This window comes from Sphingomonas sp. Ant20 (assembly GCF_000783375.1).
Classification (GTDB): Bacteria; Pseudomonadota; Alphaproteobacteria; order Sphingomonadales; family Sphingomonadaceae; genus Sphingomonas; species Sphingomonas aerolata.
The window spans coordinates 41169-57499 of the sequence record NZ_JRVI01000046.1 but is presented as its reverse complement, the minus strand read 5'-3'; the positions used below and the strand labels follow the sequence as shown (position 1 = coordinate 57499).

Annotated in this window: 14 protein-coding genes and 2 pseudogenes; 3 read left to right on the top strand and 13 right to left on the bottom strand. The window is 54.2% G+C overall.

Translation table 11 applies throughout. The features are described 5' to 3' along the window. Nucleotides 1–22: 22 nt before the first annotated feature. The 9 genes and pseudogenes from NI18_RS24205 to NI18_RS07990 all read right to left on the bottom strand — a co-directional run. Nucleotides 23–142 (bottom strand): annotated as a pseudogene (locus NI18_RS24205) (transposase); the annotation flags it as partial. Between the two features lie 517 nt (nucleotides 143–659). Beyond that, complete coding sequence (gene leuD / locus NI18_RS23165; protein WP_306286286.1) at nucleotides 660–1208, bottom strand: 3-isopropylmalate dehydratase small subunit; 549 nt, start codon at nucleotides 1206–1208, stop codon at nucleotides 660–662. Beyond that, nucleotides 1205–2632, bottom strand: a complete 1428-nt coding sequence (gene leuC / locus NI18_RS23160) for a 3-isopropylmalate dehydratase large subunit (protein WP_084215115.1) — start codon at nucleotides 2630–2632, stop codon at nucleotides 1205–1207. The genes leuD and leuC overlap by 4 nt, the downstream gene beginning before the upstream one ends. Before the next feature lie 138 nt (nucleotides 2633–2770). After that, complete coding sequence (locus tag NI18_RS23155; RefSeq protein ID WP_306286285.1) at nucleotides 2771–4003, bottom strand: CoA transferase; 1233 nt, start codon at nucleotides 4001–4003, stop codon at nucleotides 2771–2773. A 193-nt stretch (nucleotides 4004–4196) separates the two neighbouring features. Beyond that, nucleotides 4197–5573 (bottom strand): aldehyde dehydrogenase, encoded by a 1377-nt coding sequence (locus tag NI18_RS08005; protein ID WP_084215096.1) that lies wholly within the window; start codon nucleotides 5571–5573, stop codon nucleotides 4197–4199. Nucleotides 5574–5772: 199 nt separating this feature from the next. Further along, the gene (locus tag NI18_RS08000; protein ID WP_306286284.1) at nucleotides 5773–6507 is read right to left on the bottom strand and encodes an SDR family NAD(P)-dependent oxidoreductase; all 735 of its coding nucleotides are present in this window, start codon (nucleotides 6505–6507) and stop codon (nucleotides 5773–5775) included. Nucleotides 6508–6634: 127 nt separating this feature from the next. Further along, a complete protein-coding gene (locus NI18_RS23150) occupies nucleotides 6635–6940 on the bottom strand; it encodes a non-heme iron oxygenase ferredoxin subunit (protein ID WP_084215095.1) in 306 nt (101 codons plus the stop codon). 13 nt (nucleotides 6941–6953) lie between these two features. Next, nucleotides 6954–7511, bottom strand: coding sequence for a 3-phenylpropionate/cinnamic acid dioxygenase subunit beta (locus NI18_RS07995; protein ID WP_037529251.1), 558 nt, complete (start codon nucleotides 7509–7511; stop codon nucleotides 6954–6956). An 81-nt stretch (nucleotides 7512–7592) separates the two neighbouring features. Continuing rightward, on the bottom strand, nucleotides 7593–8966 hold the full coding sequence (locus NI18_RS07990) for an aromatic ring-hydroxylating dioxygenase subunit alpha (protein WP_037529249.1): 1374 nt from the start codon (nucleotides 8964–8966) through the stop codon (nucleotides 7593–7595). 218 nt (nucleotides 8967–9184) lie between these two features. On the opposite strand from NI18_RS07990, the gene NI18_RS07985 reads away from it, so the two are divergent. From NI18_RS07985 to NI18_RS07980, 3 genes are all read left to right on the top strand, one after another. After that, on the top strand, nucleotides 9185–9910 hold the full coding sequence (locus NI18_RS07985) for a fumarylacetoacetate hydrolase family protein (RefSeq protein WP_037529247.1): 726 nt from the start codon (nucleotides 9185–9187) through the stop codon (nucleotides 9908–9910). 3 nt (nucleotides 9911–9913) lie between these two features. Beyond that, the gene (gene maiA, locus NI18_RS23145; RefSeq protein ID WP_128082129.1) at nucleotides 9914–10567 is read left to right on the top strand and encodes a maleylacetoacetate isomerase; all 654 of its coding nucleotides are present in this window, start codon (nucleotides 9914–9916) and stop codon (nucleotides 10565–10567) included. Nucleotides 10568–10741: 174 nt separating this feature from the next. Continuing rightward, the gene (locus tag NI18_RS07980; RefSeq protein WP_037529244.1) at nucleotides 10742–11608 is read left to right on the top strand and encodes a hydroxymethylglutaryl-CoA lyase; all 867 of its coding nucleotides are present in this window, start codon (nucleotides 10742–10744) and stop codon (nucleotides 11606–11608) included. Nucleotides 11609–11727: 119 nt separating this feature from the next. Here NI18_RS07980 and NI18_RS07975 read toward each other — a convergent pair. The 4 genes and pseudogenes from NI18_RS07975 to NI18_RS26665 form a co-directional block, all read right to left on the bottom strand. After that, nucleotides 11728–12874 (bottom strand): annotated as a pseudogene (locus tag NI18_RS07975) (IS3 family transposase). 595 nt (nucleotides 12875–13469) lie between these two features. Further along, nucleotides 13470–14024, bottom strand: a complete 555-nt coding sequence (locus NI18_RS22210; RefSeq protein WP_198526962.1) for an OmpW family outer membrane protein — start codon at nucleotides 14022–14024, stop codon at nucleotides 13470–13472. Nucleotides 14025–14099: 75 nt separating this feature from the next. After that, nucleotides 14100–15248 (bottom strand): FAD-dependent oxidoreductase, encoded by a 1149-nt coding sequence (locus NI18_RS07965; RefSeq protein ID WP_306286302.1) that lies wholly within the window; start codon nucleotides 15246–15248, stop codon nucleotides 14100–14102. Continuing rightward, nucleotides 15142–16311, bottom strand: coding sequence for a VOC family protein (locus NI18_RS26665; RefSeq protein ID WP_306286283.1), 1170 nt, complete (start codon nucleotides 16309–16311; stop codon nucleotides 15142–15144). Before NI18_RS26665 ends, NI18_RS07965 begins: the two co-directional genes overlap by 107 nt. Nucleotides 16312–16331: the final 20 nt, after the last annotated feature.

Sequence of the window (16331 nt, the reverse complement as noted above, 5' to 3'; positions counted from 1 at the left end):
TGCCGCCGTACTTCGCCTTCTAACTGTAGAACGTCGCATCGCTGATCCCGTGCTTGCGGCACAACTCTGCGGTCTTCACGCCAGCCTAATGCTCGCGCAGCACGCCAATGATCTGATCCTCGGTAAAACGGCTTCGCCGCATCGCTCGTCTCCATCTGACGAGCTAACTTATCAGCGGCATGTTTTCCGGGTAGCAGCTCAACGCGTCGATGGCCGCCCCGGATCCTCGAGAATCGATAAGCGACCAATCAGTCTTATCGTTAAATACATGCAGATGCGGCATTCGTGCTCTTTGCTGGCCGAGCGGTTCGCCCGGCTAACGCGCAATCAACATGAATCGACGGCTCCGCAGGCACCGACTTGCCGATCCAACCCTATTTAACATCTGTCCAAAGGACGATCAAAAATGTCGTTCGGATCAGATCGCTTAGACGTCTCGTTTTGGGCGGCGTTATTTCGGATGCAACCCTTAATCCAGGCCAAAAACTTGATCTAGGATTAGCGATGTCTTGACATGTCGCCTGCATGCATCAGGGTCAAAGCTATCCACAGTGTGCAAGATGCCACGTTAATTAGGATAACGAGTTTATTAGATAAGTAAGCCAGAGTCGATTCCCTCGACCAACCAAGGGGCAAGCCTAAATTGGTCGTTCTCGAATTTATGTATGTGATCTATAAACGAGAGTGTTTTCGATATCTCGTCGTCGCCGCGGAGCAGGGCCCCTTTTCGAACCCCCGTCGATATCAAACCTAAATCTATCACCCAACAGGGTAACAATCTCTTGGCTACTTAAGTCCACAAACAACTCAGATGTCGATGGGTTGGTTATTGTATTCAAGAGCATCATTACAGCTCCATGATCCAGAACAATCGCAAGAATACCGTTTTTAAAGCAGTTATTATAAAATATATCGGCTATACTTGGCGCAATTACGCACTGAATACCGAAATCAGATAGGGCCCATGGGGCATGCTCACGACTAGAGCCGCAGCCGAAATTTTCCAATGTCACCAAGATACCAGCAGAGCTGTAGGGGGCTTTGTTGAGTACAAAGCACGGGTCTTCCCTTAATGCCGAGAACAGTGCGTTGCCGAGGCCGGCGCGCGTAATAGTTTTGAGGAAGCGACCGGGTAGAATCTTGTCTGTGTCGATGTTGGCCAACGGTAGTGGTGCCGCTACCGCACGCAGATCTCGGAAAGGCGTCATGACGTCCCCACTCTTGCATCAACAAGCCTTCCCGCGATGGCTGCTGCTGCCGCCATGGCTGGCGACACGAGATGCGTTCGTCCGCCTGGACCCTGTCGTCCTTCAAAGTTGCGGTTCGAGGTCGAGGCGCATCGCTGCCCTCGCCCTAGCTGGTCCGGGTTCATACCTAGGCACATCGAGCAACCGGCATCTCGCCATTCAAAACCGGCGGTGCGAAAGATCGTATCGAGCCCCTCGTCTTCGGCCTGCGCCTTTACTTGCATAGATCCGGGAACGACGAGCGCTCTCACCGATGAATGAACCCTCCCGCCCCTCACTAAAGATGCGGCGGCACGTAGATCCTCGATCCGACCGTTGGTACAGCTACCGATGAACACCATGTCAATCGGAGTTCCAGCGATCGGCTGGTTAGCTTCGAGTCCCATATACTCGAGCATCGCGCTTAGCTGAGCACGCTTAGCGGGATCGCCTTCAGCGGCTGGATCAGGTATCCGATCCCGAATGCCGATAACAGCTTCAGGACTCGTGCCCCACGTTACCATCGGTTCGACGCAAGTCGCGTCTATCTCAACGGTGCGATCATAAATCGCACCAACGTCAGTCGCTAGGGTTTTCCAATATGCGATTGCAGCGTTCCAGGCCTCACCTTTTGGTGCAAACGGACGTCCTGCTAGCCAGCTATAGCAAGTGTCGTCTGGAGCAATGATCCCGGCTCTGGCGCCTGCCTCAATTGACATGTTGCACAGTGTCATGCGGGAGGCCATATCAAGGGATCGTACTGCCTCGCCACTATACTCGATTACATGACCGTTTGCACCTGCAGTTCCGATAGCCCCAATAATATGCAGGATGAGATCTTTGGCCGTAACGCCGTTACCCAGTTGACCGTTGATTGTTATCAACATTGCTTTCGCTGGCTGCTGAAGCAGAGTCTGAGTCGCCAAAACATGCTCAACTTCCGACGTTCCGATGCCAAACGCCAAAGCACCAAAAGCTCCGTGGGTCGACGTGTGGCTGTCGCCGCAAACAATTGTCGAGCCAGGCAATGTCAATCCCAGTTCGGGTCCAATTATATGGACGATGCCCTGCATTCGGCTGCGTAGCGGGACATACGGGATGGTGAAGTCCGAAGCGTTCTTCTCAAGCGCCTCTACCTGAGTCCGACTTGGCAGATCCGCAATCGCTGCGAGGCCCCCAGACCGATCTTGAGTGGGCACATTGTGGTCAGCCACTGCGATAGTCCGGTCGGGGCGACGGACCTTTCTCTTCTTTTCTCTGAGTCCCTCGAAGGCTTGCGGACTCGTGACCTCATTGACTAGATGACGATCGATATAGAGAAGCACAACTCCACCTTCAAGGTGGGCCGCCACGTGTGAATCCCAGACTTTTCTAAATAACGTACGCGGGATTACACTCGATCTCATATCGCTGTCCATTTACAGGAAGAGGTTGTTATCTACGAAATACGCCGCACCGAATCTAGCCGTGGTCAGGACCTATTCTAATGACAGGCCTTCCAGAACAAACCGATCGCTGATGCCTCGCAACGGTCAATCAAGTCACTAAACGACACCTTCAATGCGTAGAGCGTCAATCTCATCGGTGCTGAGTCCCGCTAGTGATCTTAGTACTTCGTCAGTGTGCTCACCGATTTCAGGCCCTGGCCATCTAATTGATCCTGGGCTCTCTTTAAAGTGAGGCACAACTCCCGCATGAAGTACTGGAGCGACAAAATTATGGTCATTGACCTCCAACACCATACCACGGGCCCTAAACTGCCGGTCCGTTGCACAATCGGCCGCAGTGAACGCCTTTGAATTGGGAATATCGCACTCGTCGAGCATCGTGATAAGATCTGCCCCGTCGTATCGACTGGTCCACGTGCTTATGATCTTGTCCAAGGCGGTTGCGTTCGCTACTCTGGCTCGGTTTCCGACATATTTGGGCGACTCCACTAAATCGAGACGTCCCATGAGGTTAGCAAGCTTCGCAAATAGGGGATCGGAGTTGGCTCCGATCAATACCCACAGACCGTCCTGTGTAGGATAAGCGTTCGTCGGGGCCGCCGTTGCTATTCCACCGCCTGTTGGCTGCTTAATCTTACCCAAGGCCCCATATTCGGGAAGCATACCCTCCATCATACTAAGAACGCCTTCGCTGAGCGCAACGTCGACAGTATGCGCGGCGTTGTCACCATTTACTCTGTCCCGTTGCCAAAGGGCGCTCATGATCCCAAAGGCTGCATATAGCCCAGCGATCGAGTCACCAATGCTTACGCCGACTCTGACGGGCGGCAGATCAGTTTCTCCTGGAAGGTGATTGGTTAGATAGCGCAAGCCCCCAACGGCCTCACCGATCAATCCGAATGCTGCACGATCTCGATCAGGACCGGTCTGTCCGTAACCAGATATATGAGCAACGATCAACCTTGGCTGAATGGCGCGAAGCACGTCCGGTCCAAGCCCTAAGCGGGCTAGTTGACCTGGCCGGAAGTTCTCCACAACAACATCGCATTCTTTAACGAGGCGAAGGACAACATCTCTGGCCTTAGAAGCCTTTAGGTCGAGGGTAATGCTGCGCTTATTTCGCCCATGCATCGACCACCATAGGGAATGACCACCGATGTTCTCGCCCCACTGGCGAATGGGATCACCGGTGCGAGGCTCGACCTTTATCACGTCGGCGCCTAGGTCACCAAGCAGCCGAGTACAAAACGGAGCAGCTACATAATGCCCAATCTCGAGCACGCGAAGGCCAGACAGTATGCCGAAGGACTTTGTCTTTATCTCGCTCATTAGCGACTCCATGTTCTCTTTCGGTAGCTACCAGGACAAAGCTACGAGCTGCTGCAGATGGTAAAGACCGACAACGCATAGGAGCAACTGAGCGCCCCCACCCCAGAACAGTGTTACTTGCCTGACTTCTACCTTTGGGGGGGGGGCGGACTTCTTTGGAACGAGGTCATCGCGGTTGGGGCGCAATACCTTCCTACAAAGGGTACTGCTGCGAAGGCTGTTCAATCGTTACCCACTTCAACTCCGTAAACTCATCGATAACTGACTTGCTATCAAACTTCCCCCATCCGCTTGCTTTGGTTCCGCCGTATGGCGCCTGAGCATCATTCGCTACGGTAGACCCATTAACGTGAACAGATCCGGTTTGAAGCTGCATGGCCACGCCTAAAGCGCGGGTGATATCGGTGCCAAATACAGCCGCGGAGAGTCCGTACTCCGTGTCATTCGCCACCGCTACAGCTTCGTCCGCAGTTTGAACGCGTATCACTTGAAGAATGGGACCAAACGCTTCTTCCGAATAAATCCGCATTCCAGGATGAACGTGGTCAAGGACAGTAGGCGCCATTAGCGCGTTATCCGCGCGGCCCCCAATACTGACGAGTGCACCGTTCGACACGGCATCGTCGAGTAACATATTCAGCCTGTCGACGGCGCCTTTTCCGATAACCGGACCCAGCGCGCATTCTGCTTGCGACCGAGGATCGCCGACCGTTAGGTGGGCCACTTGTTCAACCAATCTTTCAACGAAGCGATCGGCAATCTTCGCATCGACGATCACTCGCTCGGTCGTCATGCAAATCTGTCCCTGATAAAGAAAAGCGCCAAAGACAGTAGCGTTAACCGCGGAATTGATATCGGCGTCGTCGAGGACTACGATAGGCGACTTATCGCCAAGCTCCATCAAGCTAGGCTTAAGATGCCTGCCGCAGCTTTCAGCAATGATCCGCCCCACATGGGTTGACCCAGTGAAGTTGACGCGCCTAACGGCTGGGTGCGCTATCATTGCCTCGATCACCTCAGGAGCGTCTCTTGGATCGTTTGTCACGAAATTGAGCGCCCCTGCCGGGAAACCGGCCGCATAAACGGCTTCCGCGACTAATGCGTGGGTCTTTGGAGAAGTTTCCGAAGCGCGAAATACAACTGTGTTGCCGCACATCAAGGGGTAGGCGATAGCGCGGGCGGCCAGCACTACGGGACCGTTCCAAGGCACAATTGAGAGAACTACTCCTACCGGCTGCCGTACCGTCAGAGACAGAGTTCCCGGTTTGTCGGAGGGAATTGTGCTGCCCTGGATCTGCGTGGTCATCGCGGCTGCCTCGCGGAAGACATTTGCAGCAAGCGCTACATTGAAACGTGCCCACAACTCGCCTGCGCCGATCTCGCTCTTCATCGCGCTCACGAACTCGTCGAGCGATTTTTCCAGCTCATCGGCCGCTTTCGACAAAAGCGCACGCCGCTCTCCTGGGCCGCTCTGCGACCATGACGAAAAGCACCTTTGCGCTGAATCGATTGCCGCGACCGCATCCTGTGGGTTGGCTGCCGCCCCGATTGTTACGATTTCGCCATTCACAGGAGAAAGACGTTCAAACGTCGCACCTTCTGAGGCGCGTTTTTGGTTCGTTGTCGATAAAAAGCAGCGTTTCCATCACTCATCCGATCTGAAGCTTGAGGACCACTAAGGATAAAGGAAGCGGGTTCCACCGCCGGTAATGATCTGTGTTGGACATTGAACCGTTCGACTTACCAAAAGTCTCTTTTCTAGCCGAACGTCATTTGACTCCGAATGCATCAACGAGCGTGGAACCAAGGTTGGGCGAGCCGAACCCCCGCACGCCAATACCACCGTCCAAGTTGATCACTCCCCCTGTGGCTGCTTGGTTATCCCGACGATCTGCGAGCAAAACATATGCCCCGGCATACTCGTCGGCCTTAAAGGCGCGCTCGAGAGGAAGCATCTGCTTCATCATCTCGTCTAAAGGTAAGTCGGCAAACTTCGCGTTCTGCTGAGACAGCGCGCCAACGCCCGCGAGATTGCTTCCCCCGATCCCTCCAGGTGCAATGGCGTTGACCCGTACATGTGGCGCAAATTCATGCGCCATCTGTTTCACTAGGCCAACGACCGCATGTTTAGCTGCGGTGTACAGAACACCGCCACCACCTGGATAGAAAGAAGAGTTCGAAGCAGTGAAAATAATTTGCCCGTTCGTCTTATAAAGTTCCTTCAACGCCGCCTTCGCGCCGAGGATGTAGCCCTTGACATTAATCTCAAACATTTCATCGAACGCTTGACCTAAAGCGCTATCGGTTGTCGCTACCATAGGCTGGGAATAGTCCCAGATCCCAGCATTGCCTATAAAGGTGTCTAGCTTTCCAAAGGCGTTTATACACTCCGTAACCGCATTAGTATTGTCTTCGACCTTACTAACGTCACCGGCAATGCCAACCACGCTCTCTCCAAAAATGCGGACTACATTTTCCACCCGCTCAGAAGATCGGTCGAACACCGCAACTCGCGCGCCTTCCTCGACAAAAACGCTTTACGATCGCAAAGCCAAGACCCGACCCTCCGCCAGTTACGAGGACGACTTGATCTTTCAGACGCATCCGATCCCTCCAAACAATTATATTATTTTAACAATCTACAAGAATAAACCCAGCATCACTCTTCGCCGGGAATGTCTTGAGTGCTACGCAGGCTGGTAGGGCTTTTACCTTGCCAGTCTTTACACAAAACTTAGCAAAGTGGAGGCTGCATTCAACGACGTCACCGTCTAGGAAACCATCTGCAAGCGACCATGTATCGTGAGTGCAAGTATCTTGGACCGCGTAGATTTGACCGCCGACACGGCAAATCAAGATCGGCTGCGGTCCCCCGTCAAAGGTCTTCATTTCCCCCTCGGCAAGGTCATCGTCCGGGAACGCCGTAATCCACGACATTAATAAGCCTTTGCTAGAAAAAGAAGCTGAGATTATTAGAAAGGATTGTACTCTGATCTATAACGATACGCCTACGCGCAAGTTCGAAACCTGCTTCGGTGTCAACCCTACGGATTAAATCACGCCGCTCGCACGCGAAGATATCAAGCTGCCTCTCCTGCCTCGTGCGGTAGACGATCATAGCGGAATTCACATACAGTGACGTGTCGCTTTCGGGCGCTACCATGACATTGCTAACGATATACCGGAGACGCGACGCTGGATTTTCGGACCAGCCGACGTCAGAGATGATTTTTCGGATTCGCCCTTTCATCGTGTGCCAATTATCATCGAAGTGGGCAAAACCCTGCTCGTCGGTGTATTCCTGTGCGACTTCGCGCATGATCTTCGTCGACCGTATCGGCATCCAGTAGTGAATGTCACTGGAAAGCAAGCTGAACCAATCCTGATAACGTCGGTCAGTGAGGAGTTTGGATTCCCAGTATAAAAACTGCTCTACCTCATGCTGAAGCTCTAGGGCTACCAGCTTGGGCTTGGTTTCAAACTTCTCTAGCAACTTCTCGTCGAGCATATCGAACTCCAATAACCCACAACAAGCTGCTGGCGGAGCAGCAGCCTCCTGATATTCCTAAAACCACCTAAAGAAAGGCCCTTATTCCGCCGCTAACAATAAGGGCTCCGATCGTTGAACAGTCGGCCAGTCCGGGGAGGTCATAATCTTGGTCCAGAAGGTATAAAGCCCTCGAGCAGCTTCTTCCGCATAAGTGTAGCCGAAGGAATCGCCGGGGAAACCCTCCTTGTTCTCATTCGAGATAGTGTGCGTAGCCATCTCAATGTTGAATGACTGCTGCTGAGCAACGTGACCGTGGAGGACCTGTTGGATATCACACCAGTTTTCGCCGTCGTCCTGTTCGAATACGCCACCGGCCGAAAATGTACGCGATGTATGACGGCGCCACTCGTCCTTAATCTCGCCGGGAGCCGACTTATCGACGAGCGTGAATGTCCAGACTTCAATCTCGTTCGGGCCGCGAGGCTGCCACATGCGAACGGAGTTAATACCCGCAAGAAAAGACAAATTCGGAAAGACATTGCAGTGGCAAAGATTAACGTCGGCTCTGTTTTGGCCGAGCCTTTGCACTGCCTCCTCGTAAGCGGGTCCTGCCGTGAGGTATTGTGTGACCTTCGGCCCCAAGATAGTCATGTAGAACATGGGATTTCGTAGAAATAAGCCGCAGCCATGGCCGTTCGCCATTCGCACGTTCAACCCTTCCGTGGGTGGGGCGACTTGAGAGATATCCACGTCTTCCGGAACGCCAGCCATAATGCCGGACAGGTGTGAGGTGGTGCCGGCGTGGTAAGCATCTGATGCGAACTGCTCGGCAGGAAACTTCCAGTTGCATGGGATAACCCATTTCTGAATGCCAGGAATTGCTTCGGTTCCAGCTTCGCATCGGTCAAGCATGATATCCATGTAAAACTTGGCGTCGCCTAGATACTCGTCCAGCGCAGGAGCATCTGAATCCCAGTTAGCGAAAATAAGGCCTTTATAGGTCTCGACGCGCGCCTGTTTTGGCCCCCAATCAGCTTTATTTAGGCATCCCCCAAAGGCCTCTTGCTCCATCGGCACGCTTACAAGGTCACCGCCCTGGTTATAAGCCCAACCATGGTAGGTGCATGTGAACGCTTTAGCGTTACCAGAGTCGGCCCGGCAAATACGCATGCCGCGATGGCGGCATTGATTTAGGAAAACACGGATTCCGCCATCCTTCTGTCGGGCAACGACTACAGGGTCCTCCCCGATATAGGCGGTCATGAAATCCCCGGATTTTGGAATCTGCGTTTCGTGACCCATGCAAACCCAGGTACGCGCGAAAATCCGCTCTAACTCAAGGCGATAGAGGGACTCGTCGGTATAAATCTTTGGGTCATACTTGCCGGCCTTTTCGTCCACCATGGCGAGAATGTCGGCGTCAGTATATGTGCGTGCAGCACCTAGAGCGCTGGCATCTGATGCGTTGGTCATCTGCGATCCTCTCCTACGTCGGTTATACTCGACTCGTCCGCCACTTTGGGCATGTCCGACTTTCACAAATAGCCGACCATTTACCTCCCGGCAAGACCAAAAGCATGCTTTGCATCAGAAGTGGAAAAATGTATCGCTTCGTTGCTGCTGGGTGGGTGCCTGCTTGTTACTCCGCCACTCGCGTGAATCGCTCGCGTAGCAGCCCGGGACCTACTCATATGCAAGGGACGATCGGCTTGACGAACTACAGCTTTCCACCCCCACCACTCGTAAGCCTCCCCATCGTCGGTCGTGCCGAACGATTTCCGGTCCGGCGCATTTTCTGCGTCGGCCGAAATTATGCCGATCACGCACGAGAGATGGGCAAGGATCCTGATCGCGAAGCACCCTTCTTCTTTACAAAGCCCTGCGATGCGATTGTCGAAAGCGGGCAAGTAGTTAATTACCCGCCAGAGACCGAGAACTTTCACTACGAGGCGGAGCTAGTCGTCGCCCTTGGTAAGCGTGGTGTTGACATACCTGTCGACGAAGCGAACGACTATATCTTCGGTTACGCCATCGGCAATGACCTCACTCGGCGAGATTTACAGCTCGCCGCTCGGTCGGCAGGCCGTCCGTGGGATTGGGGCAAAGCGTTCGATCAATCGGCAGTGATCGGCCCAATACAGGTCGGTGCGCCGGTCGGCGATCCTGTCAAAGGCGCAATCCAGCTGACCTTGAATGGCGTGACGAAACAAAGTGCTGACTTGGCTGACCTGATTTGGTCCGTTCCCGAAATTGTGTCCATCCTCTCGCGCTCGGTGGAGATCCGCGCAGGCGATCTCGTCATGACTGGAACGCCTGCCGGGGTAGGACCGATGAACATAGGCGATGTGTGCGATGTATCGATTTACGGGCTCGGCACGATCAGCACCACAATCGGCCCTCGCCGACCGAGGTCATAGGTGATGACTATGCGTCTTCATAATTTCTTCCGATCGTCAACCTCTATCAGGTTGCGTGCTGCCTTGAATCTTAAGGGCATCTCCTACGAATACGTTTCGTATAAGCTAAGTAGCGGCGAGACGAGATTGCCCAACTTTCTGGCAAAGAATCCAGCTGGGCTTGTGCCAGTACTTGAGCTCGAGAATGGCGAGTTTCTCGTACAGTCATTGTCTATTATAGAATGGCTAGACGAGACACAGCCTGGGCCAAGTCTATTACCTGACGACGCATGCGGTCGGGCTAGGGTCCGGGCGCTATCTTATATGATCGCCTGTGAAATTCATCCTCTAAACAACCTGCGCGTATTAAATCGCTTGAAGGCCCAATTTGGTGCCGACGTGATGGCTCAGGAAAGATGGTTCATGCATTGGGTCGAAGTGACATTCAATGCTCTCGAGGAAATGTTAAATCGCGATAGTCAGACTGGACGCTACTGTCACCTGGATCAACCTGGATTAGCGGATTGTTGTCTTTATGCGCAAGTGCTGAACAATAAGCGGTTTGGTCTAGATACAAGCCGTTGGCCAACAATTTGGCGCATATTCACCAGTCTCGATTCCCTTCCGGCATTTAACGAGCTGCGCCGATGTCTCAACCGGACTCCTATCAAACCGTGACATGATCCTTTCGCTCATTCCGAACGCACCGGGGCTTAGACCTATTCCGGAGCATGCGTGCGTCATCATCGTTGTAAGTGAGCCGTTATTGCTACTAACTTGTGCTATCAAAGACTACGTCGCAGAATCTACGCTCTTAAGTCTTGTTCGCATATTCTCAGTAAGGAAATCTTGATGAGTAGAGTTGAGATTGTCGAAGTAGGTCCACGGGATGGCTTTCAGAACATAGGGCCCTTTATACCGACATCCAATAAGCTGGGTTTCATCTGTGATCTCTCTCTGGCAGGGATTCGACGGATTGAGGCAACCTCGTTCGTTAGCTCGCGCGCGATACCGCAACTAGCTGACGCCCGTGAGGTGCTTTGCGGTGCTCTCAAGATAGATGGCCTCATCACACAAGTGCTCGTTCCAAACTCTAGGAATGGGCACAATGCGCTCTTAGCCGGTGCACGATTTCTATCGTATGTCGTGTCGGTATCTGAGAGTCATAACAGAGCGAACGTTCTTCGTTCTCCCGCTGACTCTCTTTTAGACTTCCAGAATCTTCGCTCCCTCGCTCCGAACGGCACCCGCATGCGGTTCAACGTTGCAACCGCGTTCCATTGCCCGTTTGAAGGCACTGTTGCAGTGGAATCCGTCCTCAGAATTGTCCATCGTGCGTTAGAGACCTGGCCAGACGCGGAGATTTGTTTATGCGATACGACCGGGCGCGGAGAACCGCTGCAAGTGGCTGCGTTGTTCAAAGAGGCGATGCTCGCCTTTCCGGCAGCATCTGCTTGGGCGATGCATGCCCACGATACCTTCGGACATGGCCTTGAGAACGCCTGCGCTGCTTACGAGGAAGGGGTCCGGATATTCGACGCGGCGATAGGCGGCCTTGGTGGTTGCCCTTACGCACCCGGCGCCAGTGGCAATGTTGCAACGGAGAAGTTGGTGAGGTGCTTCGAGGAACGAGGCATTCAGACTGGCTTGGATCTTGCTCGGTTGGAGCCAATAGCGGCCGTCGCGCGGGCGTACCAGGCGCCAATTGTGAAACGCTGAACCGGTCTCTGGAAGGCTCTAGATCCATTTAGCCGACGCGCAGCTTAGGTGTTTAGGCGGAGAGGCGGGTTTGAAGGGTGTGTTGCCGATGAGCTGCTGCCGGTCCTATGGACACCGAGTTAGGCTACATGCGCTTGCCGCTCGAAGTCCATTGGGCTGAGATAGCCCAGCGTTGAGTGCCGGCGCGTCGGGTTGTAGAAGCGCTCGATATAATTGAACACGTCGGCCTTCGCGTGATTGCGCGTTCGATACGTCTTCCGTCCGATCCGTTCGGTCTTCATCGACGAGAAGAAGCTCTCCATTGCAGCATTGTCCCAGACGTTGCCCGACCGGCTCATCGAGCAGGTGACGCCATTGTCGGCCATCAGCCGCTGGAACTGCTCGCTCGTATAATGGCTGCCCTGGTCCGAGTGGTGCAGCAGGGCGTCGGGCTTTCCGCGTCGCCAGATCGCCATCATTAGCGCATCGGTCACGAGCGGGGCGGTCATGGTATCGCTCATCGACCAGCCGACCGCACGGCGCGAGAACAGGTCGATCACGACGCGACATACAGCCATCCCTCAGCGGTCCAGATATAGATGAAGTCTGCGATCCACCTCTGGTTGGGCGCCTCGGCGGTGAACTGGCGGTCTAGGAGGTTGTCGGCAATGACCGACCGCAGACCATCGTCCTTGGGCAAGCCACGACGTCGGGGTCGAGCCTTCAGGCCATGAACACGCATCAGCCGCTCGACACGATGCAAGCCACATGAGAGGCCGTCGGCCAGAAGGTCGTGCCAGACGCGGCGTGCACCGTACGTCCGATAGCTGGAGATGAAGCTGGCCCGGACCCTGGCACCGAACTCCTCGTCGCTACGGGCGCGGGCACTTGGCGCACGAACCAGCCAGGCGTGAAAGCCGCTGCGCGAAACACCGAGCGTCTCGCAGATCCACGATACCGGCCAGATCCCTCGGTGCTTCGCGACGAACTCGAACCTCATATCGAGTCCCTGGCGAAGTAGGCCGCCGCTTTTTTTAGGATGTCGCGCTCGACCTTCATCCTAGCCAACTCGCGGCGCAGCCGCTCAATCTCCTGCTGCTCCGGCTTCATCACGCCGTGACCGGGGAATGCCGATCCCGGATCAGCTTGCTGCTCGCGGACCCACTTGCGTAGCACGTTCTCATGCAGGTCCAGATCGCGAGCGGCCTGCGAAACCGACACGCCCCGCTCCCGTACCAGCTTCACCGCCTCGAGCTTGAACTCGCGGCTGAACTTCCGTCGTTGCATCTCCATCCACCAGTTCCAGAAACACCTTATCTTGGTGTCCACGGAACCGGCAGCGGCTCACAACGCCTAACTGCGCGCCGATCCGCTCTATACGGTCTTGCGCGACGAGTTGCCGACAGCGCACCAGATCGATGCGCCGATCGACGAGTTCATGCCAGCCGCGACCCCGCCACTGCCAGCCTCCGGTTCCGCTATGCTCCACCTAGGCCCAGCGATGACGGAGGCTCGAACGCACTGCTATCTATCCGGACCACAAGGTGTGGGCTGCTCACAAATACAGCCCCAGTGCCGAACGCCTCCAGCGTCTGGCCGACCGAGTCGAGCAGTACCTGAACGAACCGCAGCCGAGGCTGGCGACGACGGCATCGTGCCAGGACGGGTGCGTCTGTAGCCAAACATATTGCATCGTAGAAGGATCTATAAACGATCATGCGAAAATATTCTTCAGCGCTAAAATCGGAAGACCACCCCAGCCCCTACTAGTAGAGGACTCAAAGTAGCCTTGCCTGTCGCCGGAGGCCCGCCAACCCCAAGATTGCCGCTGATATCGGCCTTTAGCCATATCTTCCGGACGTCGACATAAATCCCCAATTTATCACTTATCATACTCTCGACACCCCCCCTGAAGAACAGGACCCCACGCATTACTCACATCAAAGTTCGCCACGTCACGCCCTTTAGACTTCAGGATAACGGTATAGTTTACCCCACCTCCAATGTACGGTTCAAATCGCCTGCTCCCCGTCGGTATTCTAAACTGGGCGGCGAGGATAGCAGGACCATAAGTAACCTTCCCCAGATTAGCTCCAGCCAATGTTCCCGCGCCGCGGATTTTCGCCGTCGGCGGGATACCAATTGTCAAGGTAGTTGAGATATAGCGATTGATACGATACCCAAGGTCAAAATCGCCAGAGTAATTGTCGTTCACCGTCACGTCAGCGCCTCGAAAAGGCGCCCCGCCGACCGAAAGATCGGCAGCAGGACTGAAGAAAATTCCGACCGGCCCGCCCCGAACGAACCAGCCGCCATCGTCTACGGTTGCCGAATTTGAGTTGGTGGTTTGACCACCTAGGTCCTGCGCCCGCGCAACACTAGGAGTGAAGGCAGCCGATAGGGCAAATCCAAGGATATAGATCGAATGTTTCAGCATCATATCCACTCCCAACGAAGACGCACCTTTATCGGCGCTTTATAAAAAGTTGAAGATCTAAGAACCGTGTTGCCCTTAGAGAAGCTTCCTAAGATCTGGCTCTATTACCAAGGCCTCGTTATTAACGATGTAGCCCTTCGCCATGAGGCGCCGTACGATTGCCATTTCGCGGGGCATGCCGAAACATATTGCTCCAACAATCCGACCGTCTGCGACCGACAGCCTCGTGAATGTTCTACCCTCACCCAAGCGCCGGAGTACGACCCCGTTCTCTGGTTGATTATCGCCAATCATCTGGACGTTTAGGTCATACTGATCAGACCAAAACCAAGTGTTTGCAACGTAGGGCGTATTATTGCCAAGTATACTACGCGCCGCTGCAGCGCCTTGGTCTTGGGCGTTCGCCCAAGACTCCTGTCGCTTAGGTAGGCCATCGTTTGAGCGCATTGCGGCAACGTCACCAGCGGCGTAAATCAGGTTATCGGAGGTGCGTAGCCGTTCGTCCACTAGAACACCGGCGTTAGTCTCAAGACCGGCTGCTTCGGCAAGATCATCGTTCGCTATTGCACCAACACCTACAACGACTATATCAACTGGTATCAGGTCCCCACTCGAAAGCTTAACACTCTCGACACGTTCACCTCCAAATACCTCATCGATCGTCGTCTTGAGATGCAATACTGTGCCGTTGTCGCGGTGAACTTTGGCCAATGCCTCTCCTACGTCGGGGGGCAGACTGCGGCCGCATAGTCGGTCGGATAACTCGACTACGTTTGTGTTCATGCCCATCTTCCGTGCTGTTGCAGCTACTTCTAGTCCTATCCATCCAGCACCAATAGATAAAAGGTGTTTGCCCGGCCCCATGTGCGAACGTAAGCGGTCCGCGTCGTCCAGAGTTCGTAAGTAAACAACATTTGCCTTATTGACGAAATGGGCCGAAAGCTTCCGAGGGCGGCTGCCAGTAGCAATAAGAAGGCTATCGTACGGAGCCACTTCTCCTGAGCTAAGGATCACTGATTGGCGGCTACGATCGATTTGTACGATCCTTTCACCGAGCATAAGATCAATCCTGAGATCTCGAACCATTTCAGCGCTGAGCAAACATGTGCTTTCGGCACTAGCTGCACCTTGTAATACTGCCTTCGACAACGGTGGCCTGTCGTATATGTGGTGACGCTCTTCGGAATAAATGGCTATACCTCCGCCGAAACCCTCCGCCCTCAGGGTTTTGGCCGCCGATGCCGCAGCTAATCCACCACCTACGATAACCACGCGTTCCATCGACATCATCCCAACTATTGATTTCGCGGACAATAATTCTCGTAAAGGTCCCGCGCCCTCCCTCTCGGCCCAAGAGCTGAACGGCGCGGCCGGTAATAGGGCTAGGATCCGACCTTGAAACTTTCTGGAAATTGCGCACCCCAGGAACTGAAGATACCAGGATCATCGGCCCGGCGAATGAATGGTCCTGCTTTGCGGTCGACACACCGCGCATCTCGCCAGAAAGTTCGTAACGGTTTCCGTCTGGGGTAAAAAAGTACGAGTACAGGTTTGACCCCACACCATGCCGACCTGGACCCGCCTCCGTCATTACTCCCCCTCTCGCAACTTGATCGAGCATGAGCTTCATATACTCCATGTTTGGGATGGTCCATGCAAGGTGATCTAGAGTCTCGCTGGGAGCGCCTGCGAACATCGCCACATCGTGATGAAAGTCGCCTACATGTAGCCACGCTGCGAGGCGACCATCGCCCGAAGGAAATTCGACGATATCCGCTGCGATAAAATCCAAGTGACGCGTTAGAAAGTCCAACGTCTGACTGGCATCAGGTCCGACCCGTAGCGTAATGTGATCAAGATCAAGTGGCGCCAGACCGCTAAGATGGTTTGTTTTGCGGGCGGCAGGATTGTAGTAGTGTTGCCGTTCGGATGATCGAAGGACGGCTATCTGCATCTTCTGACGTTGGGGTGGAAGGTCAAACTCAATGGCTCTTTCCACACCAGGTGCCGGATCCGTCATCACACGCACGCTCACACCAGCGCCTTCAACACGTGACTTATATTTAACTAGATCTTCATTGTCATCAGCCGCAATGGCGAAGCTAATCACACCGGTCCCGCCCTCACTTACCGCAACATCATATGTACCGTCTGTGCCACAAGTCAGGTATGTGACACCATTCTCGCAGGCAACTTCTTCAAGCCCCAGTACTTCCGTGTGAAATCGAACTGATTCCGACAAATCTTTAACTCTAAGATGTGCATGCGACAGTTTCTGAAGCGCCATGTTGTCCTCCTGATGACAAA